The sequence below is a fragment of the Sphingosinicella sp. LHD-64 genome, from assembly GCF_031157375.1.
Taxonomy (GTDB): domain Bacteria; phylum Pseudomonadota; class Alphaproteobacteria; order Sphingomonadales; family Sphingomonadaceae; genus Allosphingosinicella.
Genome location: NZ_JAVIFV010000004.1, coordinates 79,160 through 104,231 on the forward strand (window position 1 = coordinate 79,160; position 25,072 = coordinate 104,231).

Genomic DNA, 25,072 nt, shown 5'->3' on the forward strand with positions numbered 1-25,072 from the left:
CCAGCCTTCGCTGGGATGACGGGAGTGGTTAGCGCATCCGCACGTAGCTGCCGGGCGCCGGTTCGATTTCCTTCTTCGGCTTGCGGGCCTTCACCTTCGCGGCGGCGCCGACCCCGGACCCCGATCCGGGGTCACGGACCAGCCAGGCCTGCCATTCCGGCCACCAGGAGCCATCGTGACGGATGGCGCCTTCCAGCCAGGCTTCGGCGTCCGCGGGCATCTCGGCATTGGTCCAGTAGCCGTGCTTGTTGGCGGCGGGCGGGTTGATGACGCCGGCATTGTGGCCGGAGCCGCCGAGCAGGAAACGGGTCTCGCCACCCAGCAGCTTCGCGCCATCATAGGTCGCCTGCCAGGCGGAGACGTGGTCGTCCTTCAAGGAAATCACCATCGCGGGCGTGTCGAACGCCAGCGCGCCGGGCGCGGTCAGCTCGTTGCCGACCAGGATGCGCTTCGCCCAGTCGAGCAGGAAGGCCTTGGGGATATGGGCGCCGTCGGCGAACCAGTGGAGGATGTCGGAGGGTGGTGCCTGCTTGTCGAGCAGGTAATGGCTCACGACGGACGACCAGATGAGATCGTTGGCGCGGACCACCGAGAAGAGCGCCTGCATCTCGTGCGCGGCCATCACGCCTTTGGCGTCGAGATGGCGTTCCATCGCTTCCAGCTGGGCGGATTCGCGGAAGGTCGCCCACTGGCCCATGTTCGAGAAGTCGAACATCGATCCGATCGTGGTCAGCGACGCGATCCGGCCGGGCGCGGCGCGCTTCGCCGCCATCGCCGCGAGCGTGCCGCCCATGCAGAAGCCGAACAGGTCGACTTCGGTCTCGCCGGTCGCGGCCTCGATCGCGTCCAGCGCGGCGAGCGGACCTTCGTCGAGATAGGCATCGAGGCCCTTGTCGGCGAGCTCCGGGCCAGGATTGACCCAGGAGATGACGAAGAGCGTGTGGCCCTGCTCCACCAGCCAACGGACCAGGCTCGACCGCGGCTGGAGGTCGAGCAGGTAGTATTTGTTGACCAGCGGCGGAACGTAGAGGAGCGGGCGCCTGTACACCTCGTCCGTCGCCGGCGCGTACTGGATGAGCTGCATCAACTCGTTCTGGAAAACGACGCTGCCGGGTGTGGCGGCGATGTCCTTGCCGAGCTCGAACTCCGCCGAGGCGCGGCGGACCGGCAGCTTCGCCTCGGTCGCGGCGTCGGCGAGCAGGTTGGCGAGGCCGGAGAGCAGGCTGATCGAGCCGGTGTCGATTGCCCGGCGGATCGCCTCGGGATTTGTGAAGGCGAAATTGGCCGGTGACAGCGCGGCGAGATAGGCCTGCGTGTAGAATTCCGCGCGGGTCCGGGTGGCCTCGTCGACGCCCTGGGCCTTGTTCACCAGATCGGCGGCCTGTCGCGACGCGAGAAGATAGGCCTGCTTGAGGTAATCGAAGACCGGCTCCTCGCTCCAGGCCGGGTCCATGAAGCGACGGTCGCCGCGTTCCGGTGCGATGACCGGCTCGACCGCCTGACCGGTGGCGCGCCGCGCGGCGGCGGTCCAGAATTCCATCCATTCCGCCGCCGCCGCCTGGCTCGCCTGAAGAAGGGCAGCGGGATTCTGCCAGAGCTGGGCGGTGAAATCGGCCATCGCCCGGCCCGGCGCGGTGGGATCGAAGGCGAAGGTGCCACCCGGCTGCGCGCCGGCGGTGAGCGCGGCGAGGCCGTTCTCGATCACCCGCGTCCAGGCGGCGGCGAGCGCGGCCGGATCGGGGGCGTTCTCGGGGAGCTTCCAGACGCGGTTGTCGGTCATTGGTTGCGCACCAGCGGCAGCGGCGACCAGGCCTCGCCCGGCGGCATCGGGGCGAACAGTGCGTCGACCATGTCGTTCGTCACCTCTTCGGGCGTGGCGGGCTGCCACTTCGGCTGGTTGTCCTTGTCGATCAGCAGCGCCCGCACGCCCTCGGCGAGGTCGGGCTGGGCCGCGACATGGGCGACGAGGGCATATTCCATGCCCATCTCGCCGGCGAAGTCGCGCATCTTCGCGCCTTCCTCAAGCAGGCGCAGCGAGACCTTGCACGACATCGGCGATTTGACGCGCAGCGTCGCCAGCTCCTTCAGCGCCCAGTCCGATCCGTCGGCCTCGAGATCGGCGAGAATGCCCTCCAGCGTGTCGGCGGCGAAGAGACGGCAGATCTTGTCGCGATTCTCCTTGATCCGCGCCGGCGGCGGCGGTGCCTGGGCGAGAGCGAGATAGGCCTCGATCCGGTCGGGGTCGCGGGCGATGTCGGCCTTGAGCTGGTCGACATCCTCGTGGGCCACATAATGGGTGGCGAGGCCGAGCGCGAAGCATTCGGCGCCGTCCAGCCGCGCCCCGGTCAATGCCAGGAACTGCGGCAGCCGGCCGATCAGGCGGGAGAGATGCCAGCCGCCGCCGACGTCCGGGAACAGGCCGATCGAGGTCTCCGGCATGGCGAACATCGTGCGGTCGGTCGCGACCCGGAAGCGGCACGGGCGCGAGATGCCGACGCCGCCGCCCATCGTGACCCCGTCCATGAACACCGCGGTGGGCTTGGGATAGGTGAAGAGCAGGTGGTTGAGGCGGTATTCGTTGAAGAAGAAGTCGCGCGCCGCTTCGCCCGTGCCCTTGGCGCTCTTCGCGATGGTGACGACGTCGCCACCCGCGCAGAAGCCGCGCCCCTCTGCATGGTCGATCAGCACCGCCTCGATGTCCGGCCGGTGCAGCCATTCGATCAGCGAGGCGGTCATCTTGAGGATCATGTCGAGGTCGAGCGCGTGGAGCGCCTTCGGCCGGTTGAGGCTCAGGCGGCTGACATGGCCTTCGACCCGGTCGACGACCTTCTGTTCGGCGGGCGGCGACAAGGTCGGCCCGGCCTCGGCCTGCGCGGCACCGCTCACTGGCGGGTGAGCTCGCGGCCGACGATCATGCGCATCACCTGGTTGGTCCCTTCAAGGATGGAGTGGACACGAAGATCGCGCCAGAAGCGCTCGATCGGATAGTCCATCAGATAGCCGTAGCCGCCGTGGAGCTGCAGCGCGCGGTCGACGATCGACGAGCCCGAATCGGTGGCGAGGCGCTTGGCCATGGCAGCGAACCTAGTCTTGTCCGGCGCATTCTCGGTGACCTTCACCGCGGCGGCATAGAGCAGCATCCGCGCCGCCTGCAGCTCGGTCTCCATGTCGGCGAGCATGAACTGGGTGTTCTGGAAATCGGCGATCGCCGCGCCGAACTGCTTGCGCTCCTTGGTGTACTTCACCGCCTCGTCGAGGCAGCGCTGGGCGCCGCCGAGGCTGCAGGCGCCGATGTTGAGGCGGCCGCCGTCGAGACCCATCATCGCGATGCGGAAGCCTTCGCCCTCGCCGCCGACGAGATTCTCCGCCGGCACGCGGACCGAGTCGAAATTGACCTGCGCGGTCGGCTGCGAATGCCAGCCCAGTTTGCGCTCCTGCGCACCGAAGCTGACGCCCGGCATGTCCTTCTCGATCACCAGACAGCTGATGCCCTTGGGCCCGTCGACGCCGGTGCGGACCATGCAGACATAGACCTCGTTCTCGCCGCCGCCGGAGATGAACTGCTTGGTGCCGGTGACGACATAGTGGTCGCCCTCCTTCACCGCGCGCGTCTTGAGGGCGGCGGCGTCGGAGCCCGAGCCGGGCTCGGTGAGGCAATAGGAGCCGATCCGCTCCATCGTCACCATCGAGGGCAGATACTTGTCCTTGACCGCCTGCGTGCCGAAGCGGTCGATCATCCAGGACGCCATATTGTGGATGGAAATGAAGGCGCTGGTCGAGGGACAGCCATAGGCCATCGCCTCCATGATCAGCGCCGCCTCCAGCCGGCCGAGGCCGATGCCGCCCGACTCCTCGGCGACATAGATGCTGCCGAAGCCGAGCTCCGCAGCGGCGCGGATCGTGTCGCGCGGGAAGATGTGCTTCTCGTCCCATTCGGCGGCATGGGGCGTAATCGCATCGGCGGTGAACTGCTGCGCCATTTCCTGAATCTGGCGCTGCTCGTCGGTGAGGTCGAACTGGCTCATGGCGATACCCTTTGGCGAAGGACGCGTTCGTTGAACAGGGCCGAGATGACGCTTTCCTCGTTCCAGCGCGGCACGAGCCCGGCGCGGGGACGGCCGCGGGCATTGGCGAGGGCGGCGATGCGGCCGCCGCCGAGGAACATCGAATCAGGCTCTTCCGTAGCGATCGGGTCGGCAAAGGCGGTGTCGGCGCTGACGATCTCCCAGCCACGGGCGCGCAGCGCCGCGACCGCATCGGCGATGTAGAGCGCGGCGAGATCGGTTTCGTGGAGGAGCATCACATGGGCCGGCGACCGGCCGAGCGTCTCGCGGGCGATGCCTTCGTTGAACTCCGCCGCGCCGACGATCATCTCGACATAGAGATCGCGCAGCGCATTGCGGTCGATCGCCGCGCCAGCCGCGGCGGCGCGGTCGACGAGCTGGTCGAGATACCAGTCGTAGCTGTCGACGGTGACATAACCGCTCTGAAGACCACGCTCGCGGAGGCCCCCGCGCAGGGCATCGCGGCGCTCCGGCGTGTCGCGGCCCTCGTCGAGGAAGGGGAAACGGTACCAGGGCCGGTAGCCGGGGCGCCCCTCCAGCCAGCGGTCGGCGCGGTCGAGATCGGCGAGATAGTCGGCGACCGGGGTGCGGGTCGCCCAGAGGTGGCTGTGCGAATGGTTGGCGATGACATGGCCGGCGGCGACATAGGCGGCGATGTGCGCTTCACCGCCGGCGCCATCGGCGCCGTCGAGATTGCCGGTCGTGACGAAGAAGGCCGCCTGCGGCACACGCGCCTCGCGCAGCGCGGTGATCAGCCGCTCGGTGCGCTCGTCCGGGGTCAGGAAGGAATCGCGGGCGCGGGGGACGTCGTCGAAGGTGAGCGCGATGCGCTTCTGGGCCGCGGCGGGGTAAGCGACGAGCAGGCATGTCGCGAGGAAGGTGAGAAGGATGCACGAAAAGCTCACGCTTGGCCTCTACCGTCATGCTGAACTTGATTCAGCATCCATGAACGCTGTGTTGTCATGCTCGACCAATCCGTGTTCATAGATCCTGACTTTCGTCAGGATGACGGAGTGGGGGATGTCCCGAGAACCTTGCGTCTATATACTCGCCAGCCGGCGGCATGGGACGATCTACATTGGCGTGACTTCGGACTTGATGGGGCGGTTGCACCGGCATCGGACCGGATCGACGCCCGGCTTTACGTCGCAGTACGTGGTTCACCGGCTCGTCCATTTCGAGATGTTCGGCGACATGGGCGCGGCTATTGCTCGCGAGAAGCAACTCAAGGCGTGGCGGCGTGCCTGGAAGGTCGCGCTGATCGAGGAGGGTAATCCGTTCTGGGAAGATCGGGCTGTGGAACTCGGCTTCGATCCGGTGAAACCACATCCGTCGACGCTGAAGCCGTCATCCCGAACTTGATTCGGGATCCATGAACACGGATTGTGCGAACTCGCGGGCTCTGTGTTCATGGGTCCTGACTTTCGTCAGGATGACGTAGCGAACTTACCAGCACCTACGCCTCATCCCATGGTCGGGATGACGAACGCATTCTCACCCGTCGCGCTGCCGTCGGGCCAGCGCTGGGTGATCTTCTTGTTCTTGGTCCAGAAGCGCACGCCCTCCGGGCCGTGCTGGTCGATGTCGCCGAAGCCCGAGCGCTTCCAGCCGCCGAACGTGTGGTAGGCGACCGGCACCGGGATCGGCACGTTGATGCCGACCATGCCGACATTCACGCGCGCCGCGAACTCGCGCGCCGCATGGCCATTGCGGGTGAAGATGGCGACGCCGTTGCCGTAATCGTGCTCGCTCGGGAGCTTCAGCGCGCTCTCGAAATCCGGCGCGCGGACCATCTGGAGGACGGGGCCGAAAATCTCTTCCCGATAGGAGCGGAAGGTCGGCTTCACATGGTCGAAGAAGGTCGGGCCGATGAAGAAGCCCTCCTCATGGCCCTGCAATGAGAAGCCGCGGCCGTCGATCACCAGCTCGCCGCCCTCATCGGCGCACATCTGGATATAGCTTTCGATCTTCGCCTTGTGGGCGGCGTTGACCACCGGGCCGTAATGGGCATCGGGATCGGTCGAGACGCCGACGCGCAGGCCCTCGATCGCGGGAATGAGCTTGGCGCGCAGGGCATTGGCGGTCTTGTCGCCGACCGGCACGACCACCGGGAGCGCCATGCAGCGCTCGCCCGCCGAGCCGAAGGCCGCGCCGGCGAGGTCGTTGACCACCTGGTCGAGGTCCGCGTCCGGCATCACGATGCCGTGATTCTTGGCGCCGCCGAAGGCCTGCACGCGCTTGTTGTTCGCGGTGCCGCGCGAATAGATGTACTGCGCGATGTCGGAGGAGCCGACGAAGCTGATCGCCCTGATGTCGTCATGGTCGAGGATCGCGTCGACCATCTCCTTGTCGCCATGGACGACGTTGAGGACGCCGTCCGGCAGGCCGGCTTCCTTCATCAGCTCGGCGAGGCGCACCGGCACCGAGGGGTCGCGCTCCGACGGCTTCAGGATGAAGGTGTTGCCGCAGGCGATGGCGACGCCGAACATCCACATCGGGATCATCGCCGGGAAGTTGAACGGGGTGATGCCCGCGACGACGCCGAGCGGCTGGCGCATCGAATAGACGTCGATGCCGGGGCCGGCGCCGATCGTATATTCGCCCTTCAGCGCGTGCGGGATGCCGCAGGCATATTCGATGACCTCGAGCCCGCGCTGCACGTCGCCCTTGGCGTCGGCGACGACCTTGCCATGCTCGGAGGCGAGCAGCAGCGCGAGATCGTCGATATTGGCTTCGACCAGCGCCTTGAAGTTGAACATCACCCGGGCGCGGCGCTGCGGATTGGTCGCGGCCCAGCCGGGAAAGGCCTCGCGGGCGGCGGCGACCGCCTTTTCGAGATCGGCGGCGCTGCCGAAGCGGACCTGCGCCTGGACGGCGCCCTCGCTCGGATTGAACACGTCGCCCTGACGCTCGCCCGAGGCGAAGGGCAGGCCGGCGATGAAATGGTCGATGTTGCGCATGGGGGAGTCTCCTGATCGCGCGCCGCTATGCGCCCGCGCATGCGTGCAGGCAACAGGTAGACCTGCAGGCCGAAGCTGCATATTTGCAGGCGGATGCAGTGGGACGATCTCAGGCACTTTCTGGCCGTCGCGCGGGCGGGGCAACTCGCCCGGGCGGCGGCGCAGCTCGGCGTCGATGCCACCACGGTGGGGCGGCGCCTCAGGCGGCTGGAGACGGCGCTCGGCCAGACCCTGTTCGAGCAGACCAAGGACGGCCAGGCGCTGACCGAGGCCGGCGAGCGCCTCGCCGAACGGGCCGAGGCGATGGAGCGGCAGATCCGCGAGATCGAGGTCGGTGAGGAGGGCGGTCCGGACCTTTCCGGCTCCGTCCGGGTCAGCGTCTCCGAAGGCTTCGGCAGCTGGTTCGTCGCCCGGCACCTGCCCGGCTTCGCCGCCGCGCATCCGCGGCTCACCGTCGATCTCGTCGCCTCGTCGGGCTTCCTCAACCCCTCGCGGCGCGAGGCGGACGTGGCGATCCTGCTCGATCGGCCGCGTAAGGGGCCGCTCTTCACCCGCAAGCTCACAGACTATCGCCTGCGCCTCTATGCCGCGCGCGACTGGCTGGCGGCGCACGGGCCGGTCGCCAGCCGTGCCGACCTGAAGCGTCACCGACTGATCGGCTACGTCCCCGACCTGCTTTACGCGCCGGAACTGCGTTATCTCGCCGAGATCGCGCCCGGGCTGGAGCCGCGCCTGCGCAGCACCAGCATCAATGCCCAGCACAATCTGGTCGCAGCCGGGGCGGGGATTGCGGTGCTGCCCTGCTTCATCGGCGACGCCGATCGGGCGCTGGTGCGCCTGCTCGACGATGTCGCGGTGACGCGCTCCTTCTGGCTGGTCACCCATGCCGACACGCGGCGATCGGCGCGGGTCGGGGCGTTCGTCGACTGGCTGGCCGGTGTCGTCGCGGCGGGGCAAGGTCAATTGCTGGGCGGGGATTGATCTTCGGCCGCCCAGCGCGGATGAGGCTTTCATGAAGCTCGCATCGATGAAGCAGGGCCGCGACGGGCGGCTGGTGGTGGTGTCTGACGATCTCGCCTGGTGCGCGGACGCCACCCACATCGCGCCGACCCTCCAGGCCGCGCTCGACAACTGGGGCTGGGCGGAGGCGCAGCTGAGGCTGCTCGCCACCGATCTCGCCCATGATGTCATCCCCAAGGAGCGGTTCCACGAACGCGACGCCGATGCGCCGCTGCCGCGCGCCTACCAATGGGCGGACGGCTCGGCCTATGTGAACCATGTCGAGCTGGTGCGGAAGGCGCGCGGCGCCGAGATGCCGGAGAGCTTCTGGACCGACCCGCTCATGTATCAGGGCGGCTCGGACGAGATGCTGGCCGCGCGCGATCCGATCCCGCTCGCCGACGAAAGCTGGGGCTGCGACCTCGAGGCGGAGATCGTGGTGGTGACCGACGATGTGCCGCGCGGCGTGTCGCGCGAGGAGGCACTGGCGCACATCAAGCTCGTCGGCCTCGTCAACGACGTGTCCCTGCGCAATCTGATCCCGGCTGAACTCGCCAAGGGTTTTGGATTCCTCCAGTCCAAGCCCGCCTCGGCGCTGTCGCCGGTGTTCGTGACCCCCGATGCGCTGGCCGAAGCCTGGGCGGACGGCAAGCTCTCGGGCGTGCTGAAGGTCGATCTCAACGGCCGGCCCTTCGGACGGGCCGATGCGGGCGTGGACATGACCTTCGATTTCGGCACGCTCGTCGCCCACCTCGCCAAGACCCGGAATCTGGGCGCTGGCACAGTCGTCGGCTCGGGCACTGTCTCCAACCGCGACGCGGACGGCGGCCCCGGCAAGCCCGTCGACCGCGGCGGCAAGGGCTATTCCTGCCTGGCCGAGGTCCGCACCGTGGAGACGATCCTCGACGGCAAGCCGGCGACGCCCTTCCTCAAGGCCGGCGACACCGTCCGCATCTGGATGGACGACGCGCGCGGGCATCCGATCTTCGGCGTGATCGAGCAGACGGTCGCAGCGGGCTAGGCGCCCGCTTCCGCCAGAATCCAGTCGCCGAAGCTCAAGAGGGCTGGCCGGTCGTCGCCGGCGCGACGCAGCAGATAATAATGATCCGGGCCGTCGAGGGTCAGCGGGAACGGCTGAACGAGACGGCCCTCGCTAATCAGCGCACCATACAGGTTCGGCGGCAGCAGCGCCGCGCCCGCACCAGCCAGCGCCGCGGCGGCGTCGATTTCGTAGGTGGGATAGCCGTCAGCGTCGCTCTGCCCTGGTGGCGGGTCGATACCCGCTGCGGCGAACCAGCGCGGCCAGTCCGGATGCGGGATGAGCGGCATCCGGGTGAGATCCGCCGGCGTCGCAATCTCCGCCGCCAGCGCCGGGCACAGCATCGCTGTCGCCTGGACGGGCAGGAGCGGGATGGCGTCGAAACCGGGCCAGCCGCCGCGGCCGGTCCGGATCGCCAGATCGAACGTCGCGGGATCGCGCAGGTCGGTCGCGACGTCGAGGACGATCTCCGCCGCACCCGGCAGCGCCCGATAGCGCGCGAGGCGGGGCGCCAGCCAGCGCTGGGCGAAGGAGGGCGGGGCGGTGACCCGCAAGACAGGCGTTGCGCGGCTCCTGCCGACCGCCGCGTGCATCAGTCGCAATGCGTCGGCAACCTCTGCCGCCAGCGCGGCGGCCGTCCCGGTGGGGACGATCCTCGGCCCGTGGCGCGCGAACAACGCGGTCCCGAGATCGGCTTCGAGGTTGCGCATCCGCGCACTCACTGCGGCCGGCGTCACGCCCAGCTCCGTCGCCGCCCTCGTGAAGCTGGCATGGCGCACGCAGGCTTCCAGAACGCGCAGCGATTCGACGGGCGGGTGACGGGGCACAGGTCATTTCAAACACAGGTTGAAATGAGGCGAAAGACGTTTCGTTTTCCGGCCGGGGCGCTTGCCCGTAATTGCCCGCCCGGAAGGAGCAAAAATCCATGACGATACTGCCCTCGCGCCACCTCTTCACCCTGTCGATCGACCTCCACCCGACGATCGAGCTTGGCGCCACGCCGGCAGGTGAACGGCGGGTCTTTCCGGTTTCGGGCGGCGCATTCCATGGCGAGCGGATTGCCGGCGAGGTCCTGCCGCTGGGCGGGGCGGATTATCTGTTGGCGCGGGCGGACGGCTCGGCCCAGCAGGACGTGCGGTTGCTGCTGCGCGCCGCGGACGGTGATCTGATCGCGATGACCTATCGCGGCGTTCGAACCTGCACCGCCGAGGTCGCTGCTCGGCTCGCCGCCGGCGATGCGGTGGCGCCGGACGAATATTATCTGCGCACCGCGCCCTTCTTCGAGACGGCGTCGCTGACCTACGCCTGGCTCAACGGCATCGTCTCGGTCGGAATGGGCGCGCGGCGGCCGGGCGGGGTCACCTACGAGCTGTTCGAGGTCCTATAGCCGCGCCGCGACTTGCCGTTTGTCGCGCCCGGGTTCATGCGCGGGGAATGAGTCACCTCCCGGCCCGCGATCTGCCTCTCGCTTTCGGAACGCCGGTCGGCCTGCGGGTTTCGGCCTAGATGGCCAGACGAATCGTCAAAGGCGGCCTGCCGACCCGCGACGAGGTGCTCGACTTCATCCAGTCGTCGGACGCGCCGGCGGGGAAGCGGGAGATCGCGAAGGCGTTCGGGCTGAAAGGCGCGGACAAGATCGCGCTGAAGGCGCTGCTCAAGGACATGGGCGACGAGGGGCTGATCGACGCCGGGCCGGGTCGGGCCTTCCACAAGATGGGCGGCATTCCCAAGGTGACGGTGCTGCGCGTCGTCGACGTGGACGATGGCGGGCGTGCGTTTGCGGTCCCGGAGCGCTGGGAGGCGGAGGGAAATCCGCCGCGCCTCAGGGTGATGGAGCGCAAGGGACGCGGGGCGCCCGCTCTGGGCGTCGGCGACCGCATCCTGTCCCGGACGGAAGAGGGCCGGGACGGCTGGATCGCCCATCCGATGAAGAAGCTGCTGAAGGACAGCGAGCTGGTCCTTGGCGTGGTCCATAAGGAGGGCGAGCGGCACTGGCTGCGGCCGGTCGAGAAGAAGGAGCGGCGCGAGCTCGCCATCTCCGATCTCGGCGAGGCGCGGGTCGGCGATCTGGTGCTGGCCGAGAAGACCGGGCGGCCGCCGCGCCTGTCCGCGCGGGTCGACACGATCCTCGGCGACCCCTTCGCGCCGCGCAGCTTCAGCCTGATTGCGATCCACAAGCACGAGATTCCGCACGTCTTCCCCGACGCGGTGCTGGCCGAGGCCGAGCGGATGGCGAAGCAGCCGCTGGGCGAGCGCGAGGACCTGACGCACATTCCGATCGTCGCGATCGACCCGGCCGACGCGCGCGACCATGACGACGCGGTCTGGGCGGCGGCGGACGACGATCCGGGCAATGAAGGCGGCTGGAAGGCGATCGTCGCGATCGCCGATGTCAGCTTCTACGTCCGGCCCGGTTCGGCGCTGGACAAGGAGGCACGGAGGCGCGGCAACAGCGTCTACTTCCCGGACCGGGTCGTGCCGATGCTGCCCGAGACGCTCAGCGCCGACGTCTGCTCGCTCAAGGAAGGCGAAGATCGGGCGGCGCTCGCCTGCCATCTGCAGGTGAGCAAGGCGGGGGCGCTCAAATCCTGGCGCTTCACCCGGGCGCGGGTCCGCATCGCCGCCAATATCGCCTATGAAGATGCGCAGGCGGCGATCGATGCGGAGAAGGGGCAGGACCGGATCGAGGTCAGTTCGCCGACCTGTTCGATGCCGGAAATCGAAAGCGACGGCCCGGTGCCGCGGGCGCTGGTTCAGGCCACGCTGAAGCCGCTCTGGGCGTGCTGGCAGGCGCTCTATAAGGCGCGGGATAAAAGGGCGCCGCTGGAGCTGGATCTTCCGGAACGGCGGGTGATGCTCGACGAGAAGGGACGCATCCTCTCGGTCGCCCCGCGCGAGCGGCTCGACGCGCACAAGCTGATCGAGGATTACATGATCGCCGCGAATGTCGCGGCCGCCAAGGCGCTGGAGGCGAGGCGCGGACCGGTCATGTATCGCGTCCACGAGCCGCCGGCGCGCGAGAAGCTGGTCGCGCTCAAGGACTATCTCAAGACCTTCGGCATCGAGTTCGCGCTGGGCCAGGTGATCCGTCCGGAGACGTTCAACCGGATCATCGACCGCCTCGGCGAGGCCGAGTTCCGGCCGCAGGTAATGGAGCAGATCCTGCGCACCCAGACCCAGGCCTATTACGCCCCGCGCAACCAGGGCCATTTCGGTCTCGCGCTCGGCTCCTACGCCCATTTCACCTCGCCGATCCGCCGCTATGCGGACCTCCTCGTCCATCGCTCGCTGGTCGCGAGCTACCGGCTCGGTGAAGGCGGCCTCGCCGCCGACGAGGAGGCATCGATGGAGGTGACCGGCGAACTCATCTCGAACCTCGAGCGCCGCGCCATGGTCGCCGAGCGCGAGACGCTGGACCGTTATGTCGCCGCCTATCTCTCCGATCATGTCGGGCAGGTGATGGACTGCCGGATCACCGGCGTGCAGCCGTTCGGCTTCTTCGCCACGGTCGAGGCGCTGGGCGGTGACGGACTGGTGCCGGCGGCGATCCTCGGCAGCGAATATTTCCGCTACGACGAGTCCAGCCTCAGCCTCACCGGCGAGGAGAGCGGCGAGCGCTATACCCTCGGCCAGCGGCTGAAGCTGCGCCTCGTCGAAGCCGATCCGGTGAGCGGCAACCTGCGGTTCGAGCTGCCGGAAGGTGCAAAAGGTGGCGAACGGCCGTCGCGTCCCCGTGGTCCGCGTCGCGACGGGGCCGGGCATATGGTCGGCCGCCGGGGACGGCCGGGGAATATCCGCCACCGGTCCCGTTAATCTTTTTGCACTCGCGCGTCACAAAAGCGCAATTTCTGGCAAAGTCCGCATTAACCATTCGCCCCTAGAGCCCGCCGCGACAGGGAGCGACGGGCAATGGCATTCAGTCTGGCGGAAGAGGCGAAACGGGCCGGGACGGAGCGGCACGAAGCCGCCCGCGACGTCGCCGCATTCGCCATGGCGGCCGATGCGATCCCGTCCGATCTGCCGCTCGCGAAGGCGATGGAGATGTTCCGCCGCTTCCCGAAGGCGCGCTTCCTCGCCGTGGTCGACGCGCAGGGCCGCCCGGTGGGCGCGCTGCACGAGCAGGTGGTGCGCGATCTGCTGTTCAGCCCGTTCGGCCACGCGCTGCTCGCCAATCCCGGCTGCCGCTGGACCCTGGCCGAGATGGTCCGGCCCTGTCCGGTCGCCGAGATCGATGCGAGTGTCGAGTCCCTGATCGCCGCGCATGGCGACGGCGACGGGATCGAGGGAATGATCCTGACCCGACGCGGTCGTTATGCCGCGCTGCTGCCGAGCCAGGCGCTGGTCCGTCTCGCGGCGCGGCGCGAGCTGGACGAGGCCGAGGCGGCGATCGCGCGCAGCCAGGCATTGAAGCGGTCGTTCGATCGGTTCCGGGCCGATGCGGCGGAGTTCGTTGCCGCGCTCGGAGTAGCGGCCGAGGAGATTCGCGGCACCGCCACCGGTGTCGCCGAGCGCGCGGCGCAGAACGGCGCCCAAGCGACCGCCGTCGCGGCCGCGTCCAGCCAGGGCGCCGACGGGATCGCCGAGGTCGCCAGCTCGAGTGCCGAGCTGGCCCGTCAGGGCGGGATGATCGAGCGGCGCGTGATCGAGGCCGAGCAGGCGGTGGCGGCGGCGGTCGGCCATGTCGCGGCGGGTGCCGAAAAGGCGACGCGGCTGGCCGAGGCGGCTGATGCGATCGGCAGCATCGTCCACCTGATCACCGAGATTTCGGGCAAGGTGAACATGCTCGCGATCAACGCGACGATCGAGGCGGCGCGCGCCGGCGTGGCGGGCCGCTCGTTCGCGGTTGTCGCAGGCGAGGTGAAGAACCTCGCGAACCAGGCGGGCGCCGCGGCGCGCGGCATCGAGGCGCAGGTCGCCGCCGTGCGCGCCGCCGTGACCGACAGCACCGGCGTCAATCTCGCGATCGCCGAGATCGTCGCCCAGGTTGAGAGCGCGACCGCCCAGATCCGCGAATCGGTGCTGGAGCAATCCATGGCGACGACGATGATCGCCGCGACGGTTGAGCAATGCGCGGTCGCCAGTGCCCAGATTTCGAGCCATGTCGGCGAAATGGGAAGCCGCGCCGCGACCGCCGGCGACATGGCGCTGCGCCTCGGCGGCGTCGCCGAAGGGCTCGGCGTCCGCGCCGAGGCGTTGCGCGATCGCGTCGATGGCTTCCTCGCGGAGATCAGGGCCGCCTGATCGCCGCCTTCGTCGCGCCCATCGTCACGCCCGTCGATGCCTGCGGGCGATCGTGAACGGACCGCGCCATCGGCGCTCCTCCGGAATCGGGGGAAGAGATGACACGGATGTTTCGTTGGATCGGTTATGGTCTCGCCATTATGGCAGTGCTGGCACTGGGGTTCGCAGCTTGGGTGTGGTTGGCCTCGGCGCGGGTGCTCGGCCGGACGCATGAGGCGGCGCCAGAGCGGCTGGTGCAACCGAGCGCGGCGCAGCTCGCCGACGCGCCGCGGCAGGCGCGCATCCTCGGCTGCCTCAGCTGCCATGCCGAGGGGCTGCGCGGTCGGATGATGTTCGAGGCGCCCAATGTCGTGAAGGTCTGGGCGCCCAACCTCACCGAACTCGCCGCGCGCGCCACCGACCAGCAGCTCGCCCAGGCGATCCGCCAGGGTATCGGCCAGGATGGCCGGCCGCTCTTCGTCATGCCCTCGCCGATGTATTCGCATCTGAGCGACCAGGAGGTCGCCGCGCTGATCGTCTTCATGCGCAGCCTGCCGCGCGCCGGAGCGCAAACGCCGAGGATCGAATGGGGACCGATCGGCCGCTTCGCGCTGGCGACCGGCCGGTTCCCGGACGCGGTCGGGCGGGTCGAGGAGTTCCGCGTGCGCCAGCCGTTCGATCTCGGCCCGGCCACCGCGGCCGGCCGGCGGATCGCGATGACGGGTTGCACCGAATGCCATGGCGCCGACCTGTCGGGCGGCCGGCCGACGCCGGACATCACCGCGCCCGATCTCGCCATCGCCGGCGCCTATGACCGGGAGCAGTTTCGCCGGATGCTCCGGACCGGCCGCCCGCCCAGCGGGCGCGACCTCGGCCTGATGGGCAAGATCGCGCGCGACGACACGCGCCATCTCACCGATACGGAGATCGACCAGCTCCACGCCTATCTGCAGGAAAGGGCGCAGCGCATCGCGCGGTAGCAAGGCCCGGATATCCGCTGACCCGAATCGGGGCGTTGGCGCTATGGCGGGAGCGGACACAGTACAGGAGCCCGCTCATGCCCCAGCCCCGCACCGTCGCCGTGATCGTCGGCAGCCTTCGCCGCGACTCGCTCAATCGCAAGGTGGCGCTGGAGCTGGCGCGGCTGGCGCCACCGCATCTTACTCTTGAGATCGTCGAGATCGGCGATCTGCCGCTCTACAATCAGGATCTCGAGACGGAGTCGCCGCCGCCCGCCTGGACGGCATTTCGCGGGAAGGTCGCCCCGGCGGACGGCGTGCTGTTCGTGACGCCCGAATATAACCGGTCGATGCCCGCGCCGATCAAGAATGCGATTGACGTGGGCTCGCGGCCCTACGGCCGTTCGGTCTGGCCGAAAAAGCCCGGCGCGGTGATCAGCGCCTCGCCCGGCGCCTATGGCGGGTTCGGCGCCAACCACCATCTGCGCCAGTGCACGGTGTTCCTCGACATCCCGCTGATGCAGCAGCCGGAGGCCTATCTGGCAAAGGTTGGCGACTGGTTCGGCGCGGACGGGCAGGTCGCCGACGAGAAGCACCGCACCTACCTCGCCGATTTCGTCGCGGCCTATGCCGACTGGATCGAGAAGATCCTGCGCGGGCCGGGCGAGCTCGCCGACGACGCGGCGAAGGGCTAGCTATTCGTCATTCCAGCGAAAGCTGGAATCTCATTGCCTTAAGAAGGGAGATCCCAGCTTTCGCTGGGATGACGGGAGAACGTGCGGCCCGTCAGAGCTTCGGCAGCGTCACGCCGCGCTGGCCCATATATTTGCCGGCGCGGTCGGCGTAGCTCACCTCGCAGGGCTCGTTGCCCTGCAGGAAGAGGAACTGGCAGGCGCCCTCGTTCGCGTAGACCTTGGCCGGGAGCGGCGTGGTGTTGCTGAATTCCAGCGTCACATGGCCTTCCCAGCCGGGCTCCAGCGGCGTCACGTTCACGATGATGCCGCAGCGCGCATAGGTCGATTTGCCGAGGCAGATCACCAGCACGTCGCGGGGAATGCGGAAATATTCGACCGTCCGGGCGAGCGCGAAGCTGTTCGGCGGGATGATGCAGCAATCGGTCTTGCGGTCGACGAAGCTGTTGGCGGCGAAATCCTTGGGATCGACCACCGCATTGTCGACATTGGTGAAAATCTTGAACTCGTCGGCGACCCGCGCGTCATAGCCATAGGAGGAAAGGCCGTAGCTGATGCAGTTCTCGCGCCGCTGCCCCTCGACGAACGGCTCGATCATGCCTTCGCCCAGCGCCTTCTCGCGAATCCAGCGGTCGGAGAGTATCGCCATCTAGTTTCGCTCCCCGAGCAGCCGCCCGCCGCAACCGATGAGTCCGTGGCCGCTGAGACGGACCGTCACCCGATCCTCGAACCGCCGCTCCCGGGCATTGATGCACGGGCCGGGCCGGGCCTCGACCGTGATGACGCCCGTGCCATCGCCCGACTGCCAGGTGCGCACGCCGTCGACGGTGCGTGGGAGGGTGCGTGGCCAGACTGCGTCCTGCCCGGCGTCGGCCATGCGCAGGACGATCCGGTCGTCGCCGATGTTGAGCAGCCAGAACGGCTCCTCGCCAACCGCTGAGTAACGGACATTGTCGACCGGGGCATAGGGCTGCTGCGTCGTCTCGCAGCCGGCCAGCAGCAGGAGCGGCAGGAAAAGAGCGATCCTCATGCCGCGTGGGATGCGTGTCCGCCCCCATGCGAGTCAACTGCCGTCGTCGAGGCCTTGATGTGGAGCACGCAGATCAGGGTGAACAGGCGCCGGGCGGTGTCGAAATCCATGTCGACCTTGCCGGCGAGGCATTCCTTGAGCAGCTCCGCCGCCTCGTTGTGGAGGCCGCGGCGGGCCATGTCGATCGCCTCGATGCCGTGCGGCCGGTCCGATCGGACCGCCTTGAAATAGGATTCGCAGATCTGGAAATAGTCGCGGATCGGGCGACGCAGGCGCGCCAGGCCCATGCGGATCGTGTCGAGCGGGGCGTCGGCCTCGTCCTTGACGTCGATGGCGAGGCGGCCTTCCTCGACGTGGAGCGTGACCCGGAACGGCCCCTCATGGCCGGCGACGTCGAAATGATTGCCCTCGAGCAGGTCGAAAATGGCGATTCGACGCTCCTGCTCGATGTCCGCGTTGCGGCGCAGGATCGATCGCTCGTCCAGGTCGATGGCGATGATGCGCGGCGTGCCCATGCGTACCTGTTAGCGGGTGCAGCATTTCGGCGCCAGCCTTTAGCCATTTCTCGTCACCCCCGCGAAAGCGGGGGGTCCAGCTTTCCTGGAGCGTCAGAAAGAAGCTGGATACCCGCTTTCGCGGGAATGACGCGATGGGGTCTAAACCACAGCCTGTCCACAGATCGCTCCCCTGGAGAATTCCGCAGACTTCCGGAGACTTCCAGAGAAGTCTTGGGAGCATCGAATGTTCGGCGTAGGGTCGCGCCATGGCCCATCCGCTGACCGTTATCGAGAATTCCGAACCCGCGACCCAGACGCTGCCGCACAATGTCGAGGCCGAGGCGGCCTTGCTCGGCGCGCTGATGATCGACAACCGGCTCGCCGAGGACGTGCAGCTGAAGCTCCGTTCCGAGCATTTCTTCGAGCCGCTGCACGGGCGGATCTACGACCAGATCCTGCGCCTGCTCGACAAGAACATGATCGCGAGTCCGGTGACCTTGAGGCCCCTGTTCGAGGCGGACGAGGACATGAAGGAGGTCGGCGGTCCGGCCTATCTCGCCCAGCTCACCGGCTCCGGAGCCGCGATCATCGGTGCCCGCGATTTCGCCGGGCAAATCTACGATCTCGCCTTGCTGCGGGCGCTGGTCGGGGTCGGGCGCGAGATGGTCGAGCAGGCGCTCGACACGTCGGACGAGGTCGATCCCAAGGGCCAGATCGAGAGCGCCGAGGCGGCACTCTACCGGGTCGCGGAAGAGGGCGGCGGCGAGGGCTCGGTCAAGAGCTTCGGCGTCGCGACCCGCATGGCCGTGCAGATGGCGGAAAAGGCGCTGAACTCGGGCGGAGGCCTCTCCGGCCTCACCACGGGCCTCGAGACGATCAACGCCAAGACCGGCGGCCTGCACAACAGCGACCTCGTCATCCTCGCCGGCCGCCCCGGCATGGGCAAGACGGCGCTCGCGACCAACATCGCGTTCAACACGGCGCGCCGCTTCCTGCAGGACATCGAGGACGGGATCGCGCCGGAGAAGTCGGCCGGCGCTGGTGTCGCCTTCTTCAGCCTCGAAATGTCGGCCGACCAGCTCGCGACGCGTATCCTCGCCGAGAACAGCGGGATCAGCTCGGAAGCGCTGCGCATGGGCAAGATCAGCCAGCACGACTTCCGCAACCTTGCCCGCGCGGCGGCCGAGCTGGAGACGCTGCCGCTCTATATCGACGACACGCCCGGCCTCACCATCGCGGCGCTCAGGACTCGGGCGCGGCGCTTGAAGCGGCAGAAGGGGATCGGCTTCGTCGTGGTCGACTATCTCCAGTTGCTCCAGGGCGCCGGCAAGAACAGCAACGACAACCGCGTCCAGGAGATTTCGGAAATCTCGCGAGGTTTGAAGACGCTCGCCAAGGAATTGAGCGTGCCGGTGCTCGCGCTCTCCCAGCTCAGCCGCGCCGTCGAGCAGCGCGAGGACAAGCGGCCGCAGCTGTCGGACCTGCGCGAATCCGGCTCGATCGAGCAGGACGCCGACATGGTCTGGTTCGTCTATCGCGAGGAATATTACGTCCAGTCGCGCGAGCCGAAGCGGCCGATCGAAGGCGACGACGCCAAGGTCTGGGAAGACCATGAGAAGTGGAAGCTCGACATGGAACGGGTCTACGGCCTCGCCGAATGCATCGTCGCCAAGCAGCGCCACGGCGCGACCGGCAAGGTGCGCATGAAGTTCGACGCCAAGATCACCAAGTTCAGCGACCATATCGACGCCGATCATCTGCCGGAGATGCGGGGGTAAACTTTTCCTCCCCGGCATTTGCCGGGGAGGGGGACCGCCCGAAGGGCGGTGGAGGGGCTCTTCAGCCCTGAAAAGCGCCCCTCCACCATGCTGTGCATGGTCCCCCTCCCCGCGAAATCGCGTGGAGGAAGTTCAGGCCAGCCCGATGCCGATCGTCGCGCGCGCTGTCTCGGCCTCCGAGCTGGTGACCGGATAGGCGCAATAATCCGCCGCATACCACGCGCTCGGGCGGTGATTGCCGGAAAGGCCGATCCCGCCGAACGGCGCGGTCGAGGGGGCGCCGTTGGTCGGGTTGTTCCAGTTGATCACGCCGGCGCGGGCATTGGCCCAGAAGCGATCGTAAAGCTCCGGGCTGCCGCCGACGAGGCTGGCCGAGAGGCCGTAGCGCGTCGCATTCGCCTCGGTGATGGCGGCGTCGAAATCGTCGACGCGGACCATCTGGAGGAGCGGCCCGAACAATTCGGCATCGGTACGCCGCTCGACCTCGGTGACGTCGATGAGGGCGGGGGTCAGGAAGGGCTTGTCGGGGTCGCGCCGGTCCATCCGGCGGATCGGCTTGGCGCCGCGGCCGAGCAGTTCGAGGAAGCCGGCCTGCAACTGGTCGGCCGCGTCATTGTCGATCACCGGGCCCATGAACGGCGCGGGGTCGGCATGCGGGTGATCGAGGATCAGCCGGTCCATCAGCCTGGTGATCGACTCGACCAGCGGCTCGTGGTCGCCGTCGCGCACGATCAGGCGGCGGGCGCAGGTGCAGCGCTGGCCGGCGCTGAGGAAGGCGGACTGGACCGCGATGGTCGCGGCCGTCTGGACGTCCCTGGCATCCCAGATGACGAGCGGGTTGTTGCCGCCCATTTCGAGCGCGAGCATCTTGCCCGGCGTCTCGGCGAACTGGCGGCTCAGGGCCGCGCCGGCGCGGGCCGAGCCGGTGAAGAGCAGGCCGTCGAGACCGGGGTGGGCGGCGAGTGCCTTGCCGATGTCGGGCCCGCCCTGAACGCAGCGGATCACGTCCTCGGGCACGCCGGCCTCGTGATAGAGCGCGGTCAGGAAGGCGCCGACCGCCGGCGTCTTCTCGCTCGGCTTGAACACGATCGCATTGCCGGCGATCAGCGCGGGCACGATGTGGCCGTTGGGCAGGTGCGCCGGGAAATTGTACGGGCCCAGGACGGCGAGCACGCCGTGCGGCTTGTGGCGGACCGAGACGCGCGCTCCCATCGCGCCCTCCAGCCGGCGCTGCGAGGTGCGCTCGGCATAGGCCGAGACCGAGATGTCGACCTTCTTGATGACGATCTCGACTTCGCTGCGCGCCTCCCAGAGCGGCTTGCCGGTCTCGCGCGCGATCAGGTCGGCGAACGGCTCGAGCTTGGCGCGCGCGACATTGGCGAAGCGGCGCAGCGTCTCGACGCGGAAGGCGAAGGGCCTGGCGGCCCAGCCGGCCCAGGCGCCGCGGGCGGTTGCCACCTCGGCGTCGACGTCGCCGATCGCGCCGGTCCAGAGGGTGGCGCCGGTGGCGGGCTCGAAGGATGTGAGGGTCATGCCGTTCTCTTGGGGAGTTCCGGCGATTTTTCAAGCGCAGGCTGGCCAACTTCCCCGTCATTCCAGCGAAAGCTGGAATCTCCTTTCCTAAACTGCGGCGCCAGAAAGGCAGGGAGATTCCAGCTTTCGCTGGAATGACGATCAGGGCGGGCGTCGCAGCGCCTCGCCCATGCGGCGGACGGCGGCGACCTTGTCGTGGAGCGCCGACCAGTCGTCGTCCGCGTCGATCCGCGCCCAAATCGCTTCGACCTCGTCGATGTGCATCGCGCACGGTTCCGGGTCGGACCAATAGGGATGGTCGAGCGCCCCCGGCACCGCCTCGTGGCGGGCGAGGAGGGCGGCAAGGTCGGCGAAGCCGTCATAGGCGTCGGACGGATTACGCAAGGCGCCGCCGCGCCAGTCGAAGAAGAAGCGGTCGATGGTGATGGTCTTGCGGCCCAGCGCCTCCTCGATCGCGACGACGACGGCCATGTCGCCTTCGAGGTCGCCGGGCACGATGCCGAACCGCGCGAACAGGGCGTCGCGCAGCGCCTCGCGGAAGAGATAGGGGAATTTCTCCAGCTCGGGCGTCAGCACGTCCGCCGCGGCCACCTGCCGCAGCGACAGCGCGAGCTGGACGAGATCCCAGTGGATCGCCTCGGGCTGGCGGGCGAAGGCGTAGAGCCCTGCATGATCGAAATAAGCCGCGGTGAACGCGCCGTCCCAATAAGGCGTCCAGCGCCACGGGCCGTAGTCGAAGCTCTCGGCCGTCACGTTGATATTGTCGGAATTGAGCACGCCATGGACGAACCCGGCGGCAATGTAGGATGCCGCCAGTCGCGCGGTGCCGGCTGTGACGCGGCGCAGCAGCCGCACTGGCGCATCCTCGCCGCCGCCTTCGTTGAAGAAGTGGGCGAGGCAATGATCGGCGAGCTTCAGGATGTTCGCCGTCTCGCCCAGCGCGGCGAGCCGCTGGAAGGTGCCGATGCGGATATGGCCGTGGCTGAGGCGGACGAGCACCGCCGAGCGGGTGGGGGAGGGCTCGTCGCCGCGCTCCAGCGCCTCGCCGGTCTCGATCAGCGAGAAGGTCCGGCTGGTCTCGACGCCCAGCGCCTCCAGCATCTCGGTGGCGAGGATCTCGCGCACGCCGCCCTTCAAGGTGAGGCGGCCGTCGCCGAAGCGGCTGTACGGGGTCTGGCCGGAGCCCTTGGTGCCGAGATCGAGCAGCCGGCCATGGCCGTCACGCAGCTGCGCGAACAGGAAGCCGCGCCCGTCGCCGATGTCCGGATTGTACACCCGGAACTGATGGCCGTGATAGCGCAGCGCCAGCGGCTCGCGCAGATTGTCGGGCAGCGGCGCGAAACAACCGAAATGACGGATCCAGTCCGCGTCGGTCAGGCTGTCGAGGCCGACCGCCGCCGCCGCGCGGTCGTTGCGGAAGCGCAGGATCGTCTGCGGGAAATCGGCCGCCTCGACGACGACGTAGAAGTCGTCGCCGAGGGCGAGGATCGCGGGGTCGGGCCGGTACGCCCCGGGTTGCGGAAGGACCGTCATCGGACGATAGGGAGGGAAGGTTGCAAGGGGCACGGCATGGCGGATTGGTCCGATGGCTATTGGTGGTCGAACGATGGCCTCAGGCTCCACTATCGCGACTATGCCGGCGATGCGAGCCGTCCGCCGATCCTGTGCATTCCCGGCCTGACCCGCAACGCGCGCGACTTCGAAGGGGTTGCAGCCCGGCTCGCCGGCGACTGGCGGCTGATCTGCGTCGATCTCCGCGGTCGTGGCGAGAGCGCCTATGCCAAGGACCCGATGACCTATGTGCCGCTCACCTATCTCCAGGATCTCGAGGCGCTGATCGCGGAGTTGAAGCTGGAGCGGTTCATCCTATTCGGTACGTCGCTCGGCGGGATCATGACGATGCTGCTCACCATGGCCGGCAATGCGCGGATCGTCGCGGCCCTGCTCAACGACATCGGGCCGGAGCTGGAGCCGCGCGGCATCGAGCATATCCGCTCCTATGTCGGCCGGCCGCAGAACTGGCCGACCTGGCTCCATGCCGCCCGTGCCATCGCCGAGGCGCAGGCGGACCGCTATCCCGACTGGAAGCTCGACGAGTGGCTCGTCTATGCCAAGCGCCTCGGCAAGCTGACCCAGAGCGGACGGATCGCGTTCGACTATGATATGCGCATCGCCGAGCCGTTCAAGCTGCCGGGCGGCGAGGCGGGGTTCGACATGTGGCCGGCCTTCCGGGCGCTGAAGGGCCGGCCGACGCTGCTGCTGCGCGGCGAACTCTCCGACCTGCTCAGCGCCGAGAGCGCCGGGCGGATGCGGGCCGAGCATCCGGAGCTGACGCTGGTCACGGTGCCGCGCATTGGCCATGCGCCGACGCTCGACGAGCCGGAAGCCGCGGCGGCGATCGACGCGCTGCTCAAGAAGGCGCGGGCGCCCCGCAAGCCGTCGGCGGCGCCCGCCGCTTCCTAGAGGCTCAGCCGCAGCGCCAGGAAACCGTACAGGTCGTTGCCCTCGTCCTGGGCGATCGATGTCGAGCCCTGGAGCTGGAGGCTGGCCGCGTCGCCGAGGCTGAGGTTCACGCCGGCGGCGATCCGGCCATAGATGTCGTCCGAGCGCTCGGGAATGACCCAGCGGTTGACGATCTCCGGCGCGGCGGTGAGCGCATAGAGCACCGTGCGCCCGTCGCCGTCGAACTCGCGCTCCAGTGTCGCGGCGGCGTAGGGCCGCACGGCGAGCCCGCCGACGTCCAGCTCGCCGCGCGCCTCGATGCCGGCGCTGCCGATCAGGCTCTGCAGCTCCTGGTCGCCGACATCGAGGGTCAGCGCCGGATCGCCGGTTTCGGTATAGGCATCGATCTCGGCCTTGGCATATCTGAGGCCGACCACCGGACCGACGCGCATTCCGCCGACGCCGAACAGATAGCCCGCCTGTGCGCCGGCGGTGATTGCCGTGCCGCCCGGATCGGCGGCGATCGAATCGATCACGGCGTCGCGGTCGATCTCGTAGTCGAGCCAGCCGTAGCTCGCCTGACCCTGGATGAAGAGCCCGCCGCTGGCCCAGCCGCCATAGAGGCCGACCTGCCAGGCTTTGGTCTTCGCCCGGCCGGTGGCGGTGTCCATGTCCGCCTCGCCGCGGGTGTAGTTGACCGCGGCGCCGAACACCGCCCCCGCGCCGGTGTCATATTCGGCGCCGAGCGTACCGCCGAACGTGTTCATGTCATAGCCCAGGCTGGCCGGCGCGGCGTCCCGGCCGAGGCTGCTCGTATTGCCGCTGGCGAAGAGGTTGAAGCCGCGCTCCGAGCCGGCGCCGAAACGGCTGTTCGACAGGTCGAGGCGGCCCGAGAGGGTGTTGCCGAACGAGGTGGCGGTGAGCAGGCCGATGTCGGCCTGCGCCTGGAGATGGAGCGGCGCCTCGAGCTGGCGCACCGCATAGCGGCCGACGATCGCGAAACCGGCCGAGCTCAGATGGACATTGTCGGCATAGAAGAGGAAATTGTCGGCCCGACCGGCCGCAACGTCGGCCGAGGTCGATGCTCCGGCGCTCTGCAGGCCGAACGCGGCGAGATTGGCCTGGACCCGATCACCCACCAGGTTGAGATCGAGATAGTTCACGATCACGCCCTGATTGGCATAGCCGGCGAGCGTCGTGCGTATTCCCTGGTTGAATGCACCGGAGAAGGCGGTGCCGGCCGGCGCGCTGGGCTGGCCGATTGCCTCCGGAAGGCGGCCGACGTCGCCGGCGAGGAAGGTGATGTTGCGGGCGCCGGCACCCACGAGCGCGTTCAGCCCCGTCGTGGCCTGGGTGACGCTGACAGCGGCCGCGGCCGGCGCACCGGCCACCGTGCCGCCGCCGATCCGATAGGCGCGGGCATCGTTGCCCCCGATCGAGACGACCAGCAGATCATTTGGAGCGAAGCGCCCGTCGGTGCGCGGAAAGGCCGCCGGGCCACCGCCGGCGAGAAAGGATTGCCATTCGGTCGCGAAACCCGGGAGGCCGGGATTGACGTTGCCGTTGCCGGCCTGCGCACCGCCGATGCCGAAATTCTGGATGGGCACGTTCAGAATCTGGCCCATCGTGTCGACGAAATTGGTGCCGTTGCTGAAACGGCCGTTGGGGTAGGCGGCCGGCGGCGTGATCCCTGCGAGCTGGAAGGCGTTGCCGTCGTCGACATAGGAATCGCCGAACGCGACGATCCGGTCGACGCGCTGGGCCGAGGCCGGGGCCGCGATGGCGAGGGCCGAGGCGGCCGCCAGATAGACCGCGTGACGCATGGACTTCATTTTCCTCTCCTGACCGTCATCATTATG

22 protein-coding genes are annotated in these 25,072 nt (G+C 68.4%); 10 read left to right on the forward strand and 12 right to left on the reverse strand.

Annotation, left to right across the window (positions count from 1 at the left end; all coding sequences use genetic code 11):
• Window positions 1-28: 28 nt before the first annotated feature.
• Genes RCO27_RS13905 through RCO27_RS13920 form a run of 4 tightly spaced genes read right to left on the reverse strand, consistent with a single transcriptional unit; the run spans window position 29 to window position 4,969 of the window.
• On the reverse strand, window positions 29-1,780 hold the full coding sequence (locus RCO27_RS13905) for an alpha/beta fold hydrolase (RefSeq protein ID WP_309003295.1): 1,752 nt from the start codon (window positions 1,778-1,780) through the stop codon (window positions 29-31).
• Window positions 1,777-2,886 (reverse strand): enoyl-CoA hydratase/isomerase family protein, encoded by a 1,110-nt coding sequence (locus RCO27_RS13910; RefSeq protein ID WP_309003296.1) that lies wholly within the window; start codon window positions 2,884-2,886, stop codon window positions 1,777-1,779. Before RCO27_RS13910 ends, RCO27_RS13905 begins: the two co-directional genes overlap by 4 nt.
• Window positions 2,883-4,025, reverse strand: a complete 1,143-nt coding sequence (locus tag RCO27_RS13915; RefSeq protein WP_309003297.1) for an acyl-CoA dehydrogenase family protein — start codon at window positions 4,023-4,025, stop codon at window positions 2,883-2,885. Before RCO27_RS13915 ends, RCO27_RS13910 begins: the two co-directional genes overlap by 4 nt.
• Window positions 4,022-4,969 (reverse strand): polysaccharide deacetylase family protein, encoded by a 948-nt coding sequence (locus tag RCO27_RS13920; protein WP_309003298.1) that lies wholly within the window; start codon window positions 4,967-4,969, stop codon window positions 4,022-4,024. Before RCO27_RS13920 ends, RCO27_RS13915 begins: the two co-directional genes overlap by 4 nt.
• A gap of 115 nt (window positions 4,970-5,084) precedes the next feature.
• Between RCO27_RS13920 and RCO27_RS13925 the strand changes: the two genes are divergently transcribed.
• Window positions 5,085-5,426, forward strand: a complete 342-nt coding sequence (locus RCO27_RS13925) for a GIY-YIG nuclease family protein (protein WP_309003299.1) — start codon at window positions 5,085-5,087, stop codon at window positions 5,424-5,426.
• Window positions 5,427-5,527: 101 nt separating this feature from the next.
• On the opposite strand, the gene RCO27_RS13930 is transcribed toward RCO27_RS13925, so the two are convergent.
• Window positions 5,528-7,024, reverse strand: a complete 1,497-nt coding sequence (locus RCO27_RS13930; RefSeq protein ID WP_309003300.1) for a CoA-acylating methylmalonate-semialdehyde dehydrogenase — start codon at window positions 7,022-7,024, stop codon at window positions 5,528-5,530.
• Window positions 7,025-7,117: 93 nt separating this feature from the next.
• Here RCO27_RS13930 and RCO27_RS13935 point away from each other — a divergent pair, with 93 nt between their 5' ends.
• The gene (locus RCO27_RS13935; RefSeq protein ID WP_309003301.1) at window positions 7,118-8,005 is read left to right on the forward strand and encodes a LysR family transcriptional regulator; all 888 of its coding nucleotides are present in this window, start codon (window positions 7,118-7,120) and stop codon (window positions 8,003-8,005) included.
• A gap of 31 nt (window positions 8,006-8,036) precedes the next feature.
• On the forward strand, window positions 8,037-9,044 hold the full coding sequence (locus tag RCO27_RS13940) for a fumarylacetoacetate hydrolase family protein (protein WP_309003302.1): 1,008 nt from the start codon (window positions 8,037-8,039) through the stop codon (window positions 9,042-9,044).
• On the opposite strand, the gene RCO27_RS13945 is transcribed toward RCO27_RS13940, so the two are convergent.
• Window positions 9,041-9,889, reverse strand: a complete 849-nt coding sequence (locus RCO27_RS13945; RefSeq protein ID WP_309003303.1) for a LysR substrate-binding domain-containing protein — start codon at window positions 9,887-9,889, stop codon at window positions 9,041-9,043. The genes RCO27_RS13940 and RCO27_RS13945 overlap by 4 nt on opposite strands.
• Before the next feature lie 98 nt (window positions 9,890-9,987).
• Between RCO27_RS13945 and RCO27_RS13950 the strand changes: the two genes are divergently transcribed.
• The 5 genes from RCO27_RS13950 (at window position 9,988) to RCO27_RS13970 (ending at window position 15,936) form a co-directional block, all read left to right on the forward strand.
• Window positions 9,988-10,449: a DUF3237 domain-containing protein gene (locus tag RCO27_RS13950; protein ID WP_309003304.1), complete on the forward strand. Its 462-nt coding sequence runs from the start codon at window positions 9,988-9,990 to the stop codon at window positions 10,447-10,449.
• Between the two features lie 119 nt (window positions 10,450-10,568).
• The gene (locus tag RCO27_RS13955; protein ID WP_309003305.1) at window positions 10,569-12,875 is read left to right on the forward strand and encodes a VacB/RNase II family 3'-5' exoribonuclease; all 2,307 of its coding nucleotides are present in this window, start codon (window positions 10,569-10,571) and stop codon (window positions 12,873-12,875) included.
• 96 nt (window positions 12,876-12,971) lie between these two features.
• Entirely contained in the window at window positions 12,972-14,303 is a 1,332-nt protein-coding gene (locus tag RCO27_RS13960; RefSeq protein WP_309003306.1) for a methyl-accepting chemotaxis protein, read from the forward strand.
• Between the two features lie 107 nt (window positions 14,304-14,410).
• A complete protein-coding gene (locus RCO27_RS13965) occupies window positions 14,411-15,262 on the forward strand; it encodes a cytochrome c (RefSeq protein ID WP_309003307.1) in 852 nt (283 codons plus the stop codon).
• A 77-nt stretch (window positions 15,263-15,339) separates the two neighbouring features.
• Window positions 15,340-15,936: an NAD(P)H-dependent oxidoreductase gene (locus RCO27_RS13970; RefSeq protein ID WP_309003308.1), complete on the forward strand. Its 597-nt coding sequence runs from the start codon at window positions 15,340-15,342 to the stop codon at window positions 15,934-15,936.
• Window positions 15,937-16,027: 91 nt separating this feature from the next.
• Here the strand turns inward: RCO27_RS13970 and dcd are convergent, their stop codons facing one another.
• The 3 genes from dcd to RCO27_RS13985 are packed head-to-tail and all read right to left on the reverse strand — an operon-like array spanning window position 16,028 to window position 17,478.
• Window positions 16,028-16,582, reverse strand: a complete 555-nt coding sequence (dcd, locus tag RCO27_RS13975; protein ID WP_309003309.1) for a dCTP deaminase — start codon at window positions 16,580-16,582, stop codon at window positions 16,028-16,030.
• On the reverse strand, window positions 16,583-16,963 hold the full coding sequence (locus tag RCO27_RS13980; protein WP_309003310.1) for a hypothetical protein: 381 nt from the start codon (window positions 16,961-16,963) through the stop codon (window positions 16,583-16,585).
• Window positions 16,960-17,478, reverse strand: a complete 519-nt coding sequence (locus RCO27_RS13985; RefSeq protein WP_309003311.1) for a UPF0262 family protein — start codon at window positions 17,476-17,478, stop codon at window positions 16,960-16,962. Before RCO27_RS13985 ends, RCO27_RS13980 begins: the two co-directional genes overlap by 4 nt.
• A gap of 248 nt (window positions 17,479-17,726) precedes the next feature.
• On the opposite strand from RCO27_RS13985, the gene RCO27_RS13990 reads away from it, so the two are divergent.
• Window positions 17,727-19,238, forward strand: a complete 1,512-nt coding sequence (locus RCO27_RS13990) for a replicative DNA helicase (RefSeq protein WP_309003312.1) — start codon at window positions 17,727-17,729, stop codon at window positions 19,236-19,238.
• A 132-nt stretch (window positions 19,239-19,370) separates the two neighbouring features.
• Here the strand turns inward: RCO27_RS13990 and astD are convergent, their stop codons facing one another.
• On the reverse strand, window positions 19,371-20,771 hold the full coding sequence (gene astD / locus RCO27_RS13995; protein ID WP_309003313.1) for a succinylglutamate-semialdehyde dehydrogenase: 1,401 nt from the start codon (window positions 20,769-20,771) through the stop codon (window positions 19,371-19,373).
• A gap of 141 nt (window positions 20,772-20,912) precedes the next feature.
• Window positions 20,913-22,304 carry a protein adenylyltransferase SelO family protein gene (locus tag RCO27_RS14000; protein ID WP_309003314.1) on the reverse strand — a complete coding sequence of 464 codons (1,392 nt, stop codon included), beginning with the start codon at window positions 22,302-22,304 and terminating at the stop codon, window positions 20,913-20,915.
• A gap of 36 nt (window positions 22,305-22,340) precedes the next feature.
• Here RCO27_RS14000 and RCO27_RS14005 point away from each other — a divergent pair, with 36 nt between their 5' ends.
• A complete protein-coding gene (locus RCO27_RS14005) occupies window positions 22,341-23,234 on the forward strand; it encodes an alpha/beta hydrolase (RefSeq protein WP_309003315.1) in 894 nt (297 codons plus the stop codon).
• On the opposite strand, the gene RCO27_RS14010 is transcribed toward RCO27_RS14005, so the two are convergent.
• The gene (locus tag RCO27_RS14010; protein ID WP_309003316.1) at window positions 23,231-25,045 is read right to left on the reverse strand and encodes an autotransporter domain-containing protein; all 1,815 of its coding nucleotides are present in this window, start codon (window positions 25,043-25,045) and stop codon (window positions 23,231-23,233) included. The genes RCO27_RS14005 and RCO27_RS14010 overlap by 4 nt on opposite strands.
• Window positions 25,046-25,072 lie beyond the last annotated feature (27 nt).

What these genes read in the sequence shown, in the direction of transcription:
- RCO27_RS14000 (WP_309003314.1), bottom strand. Translation starts at nt 22,304, where the DNA reads ATGACGGTCCTTCCGCAACCCGGGGCGTACCGGCCCGACCCCGCGATC.
- RCO27_RS13980 (WP_309003310.1), bottom strand. Translation starts at nt 16,963, where the DNA reads ATGAGGATCGCTCTTTTCCTGCCGCTCCTGCTGCTGGCCGGCTGCGAG.
- RCO27_RS13960 (WP_309003306.1), top strand. Translation starts at nt 12,972, where the DNA reads ATGGCATTCAGTCTGGCGGAAGAGGCGAAACGGGCCGGGACGGAGCGG.
- RCO27_RS13905 (WP_309003295.1), bottom strand. Translation starts at nt 1,780, where the DNA reads ATGACCGACAACCGCGTCTGGAAGCTCCCCGAGAACGCCCCCGATCCG.
- RCO27_RS13985 (WP_309003311.1), bottom strand. Translation starts at nt 17,478, where the DNA reads ATGGGCACGCCGCGCATCATCGCCATCGACCTGGACGAGCGATCGATC.
- RCO27_RS14010 (WP_309003316.1), bottom strand. Translation starts at nt 25,045, where the DNA reads ATGAAGTCCATGCGTCACGCGGTCTATCTGGCGGCCGCCTCGGCCCTC.
- RCO27_RS13930 (WP_309003300.1), bottom strand. Translation starts at nt 7,024, where the DNA reads ATGCGCAACATCGACCATTTCATCGCCGGCCTGCCCTTCGCCTCGGGC.
- RCO27_RS13925 (WP_309003299.1), top strand. Translation starts at nt 5,085, where the DNA reads ATGTCCCGAGAACCTTGCGTCTATATACTCGCCAGCCGGCGGCATGGG.
- dcd (WP_309003309.1), bottom strand. Translation starts at nt 16,582, where the DNA reads ATGGCGATACTCTCCGACCGCTGGATTCGCGAGAAGGCGCTGGGCGAA.
- RCO27_RS13970 (WP_309003308.1), top strand. Translation starts at nt 15,340, where the DNA reads ATGCCCCAGCCCCGCACCGTCGCCGTGATCGTCGGCAGCCTTCGCCGC.
- RCO27_RS13965 (WP_309003307.1), top strand. Translation starts at nt 14,411, where the DNA reads ATGTTTCGTTGGATCGGTTATGGTCTCGCCATTATGGCAGTGCTGGCA.
- astD (WP_309003313.1), bottom strand. Translation starts at nt 20,771, where the DNA reads ATGACCCTCACATCCTTCGAGCCCGCCACCGGCGCCACCCTCTGGACC.
- RCO27_RS13940 (WP_309003302.1), top strand. Translation starts at nt 8,037, where the DNA reads ATGAAGCTCGCATCGATGAAGCAGGGCCGCGACGGGCGGCTGGTGGTG.
- RCO27_RS14005 (WP_309003315.1), top strand. Translation starts at nt 22,341, where the DNA reads ATGGCGGATTGGTCCGATGGCTATTGGTGGTCGAACGATGGCCTCAGG.
- RCO27_RS13915 (WP_309003297.1), bottom strand. Translation starts at nt 4,025, where the DNA reads ATGAGCCAGTTCGACCTCACCGACGAGCAGCGCCAGATTCAGGAAATG.
- RCO27_RS13990 (WP_309003312.1), top strand. Translation starts at nt 17,727, where the DNA reads ATGGCCCATCCGCTGACCGTTATCGAGAATTCCGAACCCGCGACCCAG.
- RCO27_RS13935 (WP_309003301.1), top strand. Translation starts at nt 7,118, where the DNA reads ATGCAGTGGGACGATCTCAGGCACTTTCTGGCCGTCGCGCGGGCGGGG.
- RCO27_RS13950 (WP_309003304.1), top strand. Translation starts at nt 9,988, where the DNA reads ATGACGATACTGCCCTCGCGCCACCTCTTCACCCTGTCGATCGACCTC.
- RCO27_RS13955 (WP_309003305.1), top strand. Translation starts at nt 10,569, where the DNA reads ATGGCCAGACGAATCGTCAAAGGCGGCCTGCCGACCCGCGACGAGGTG.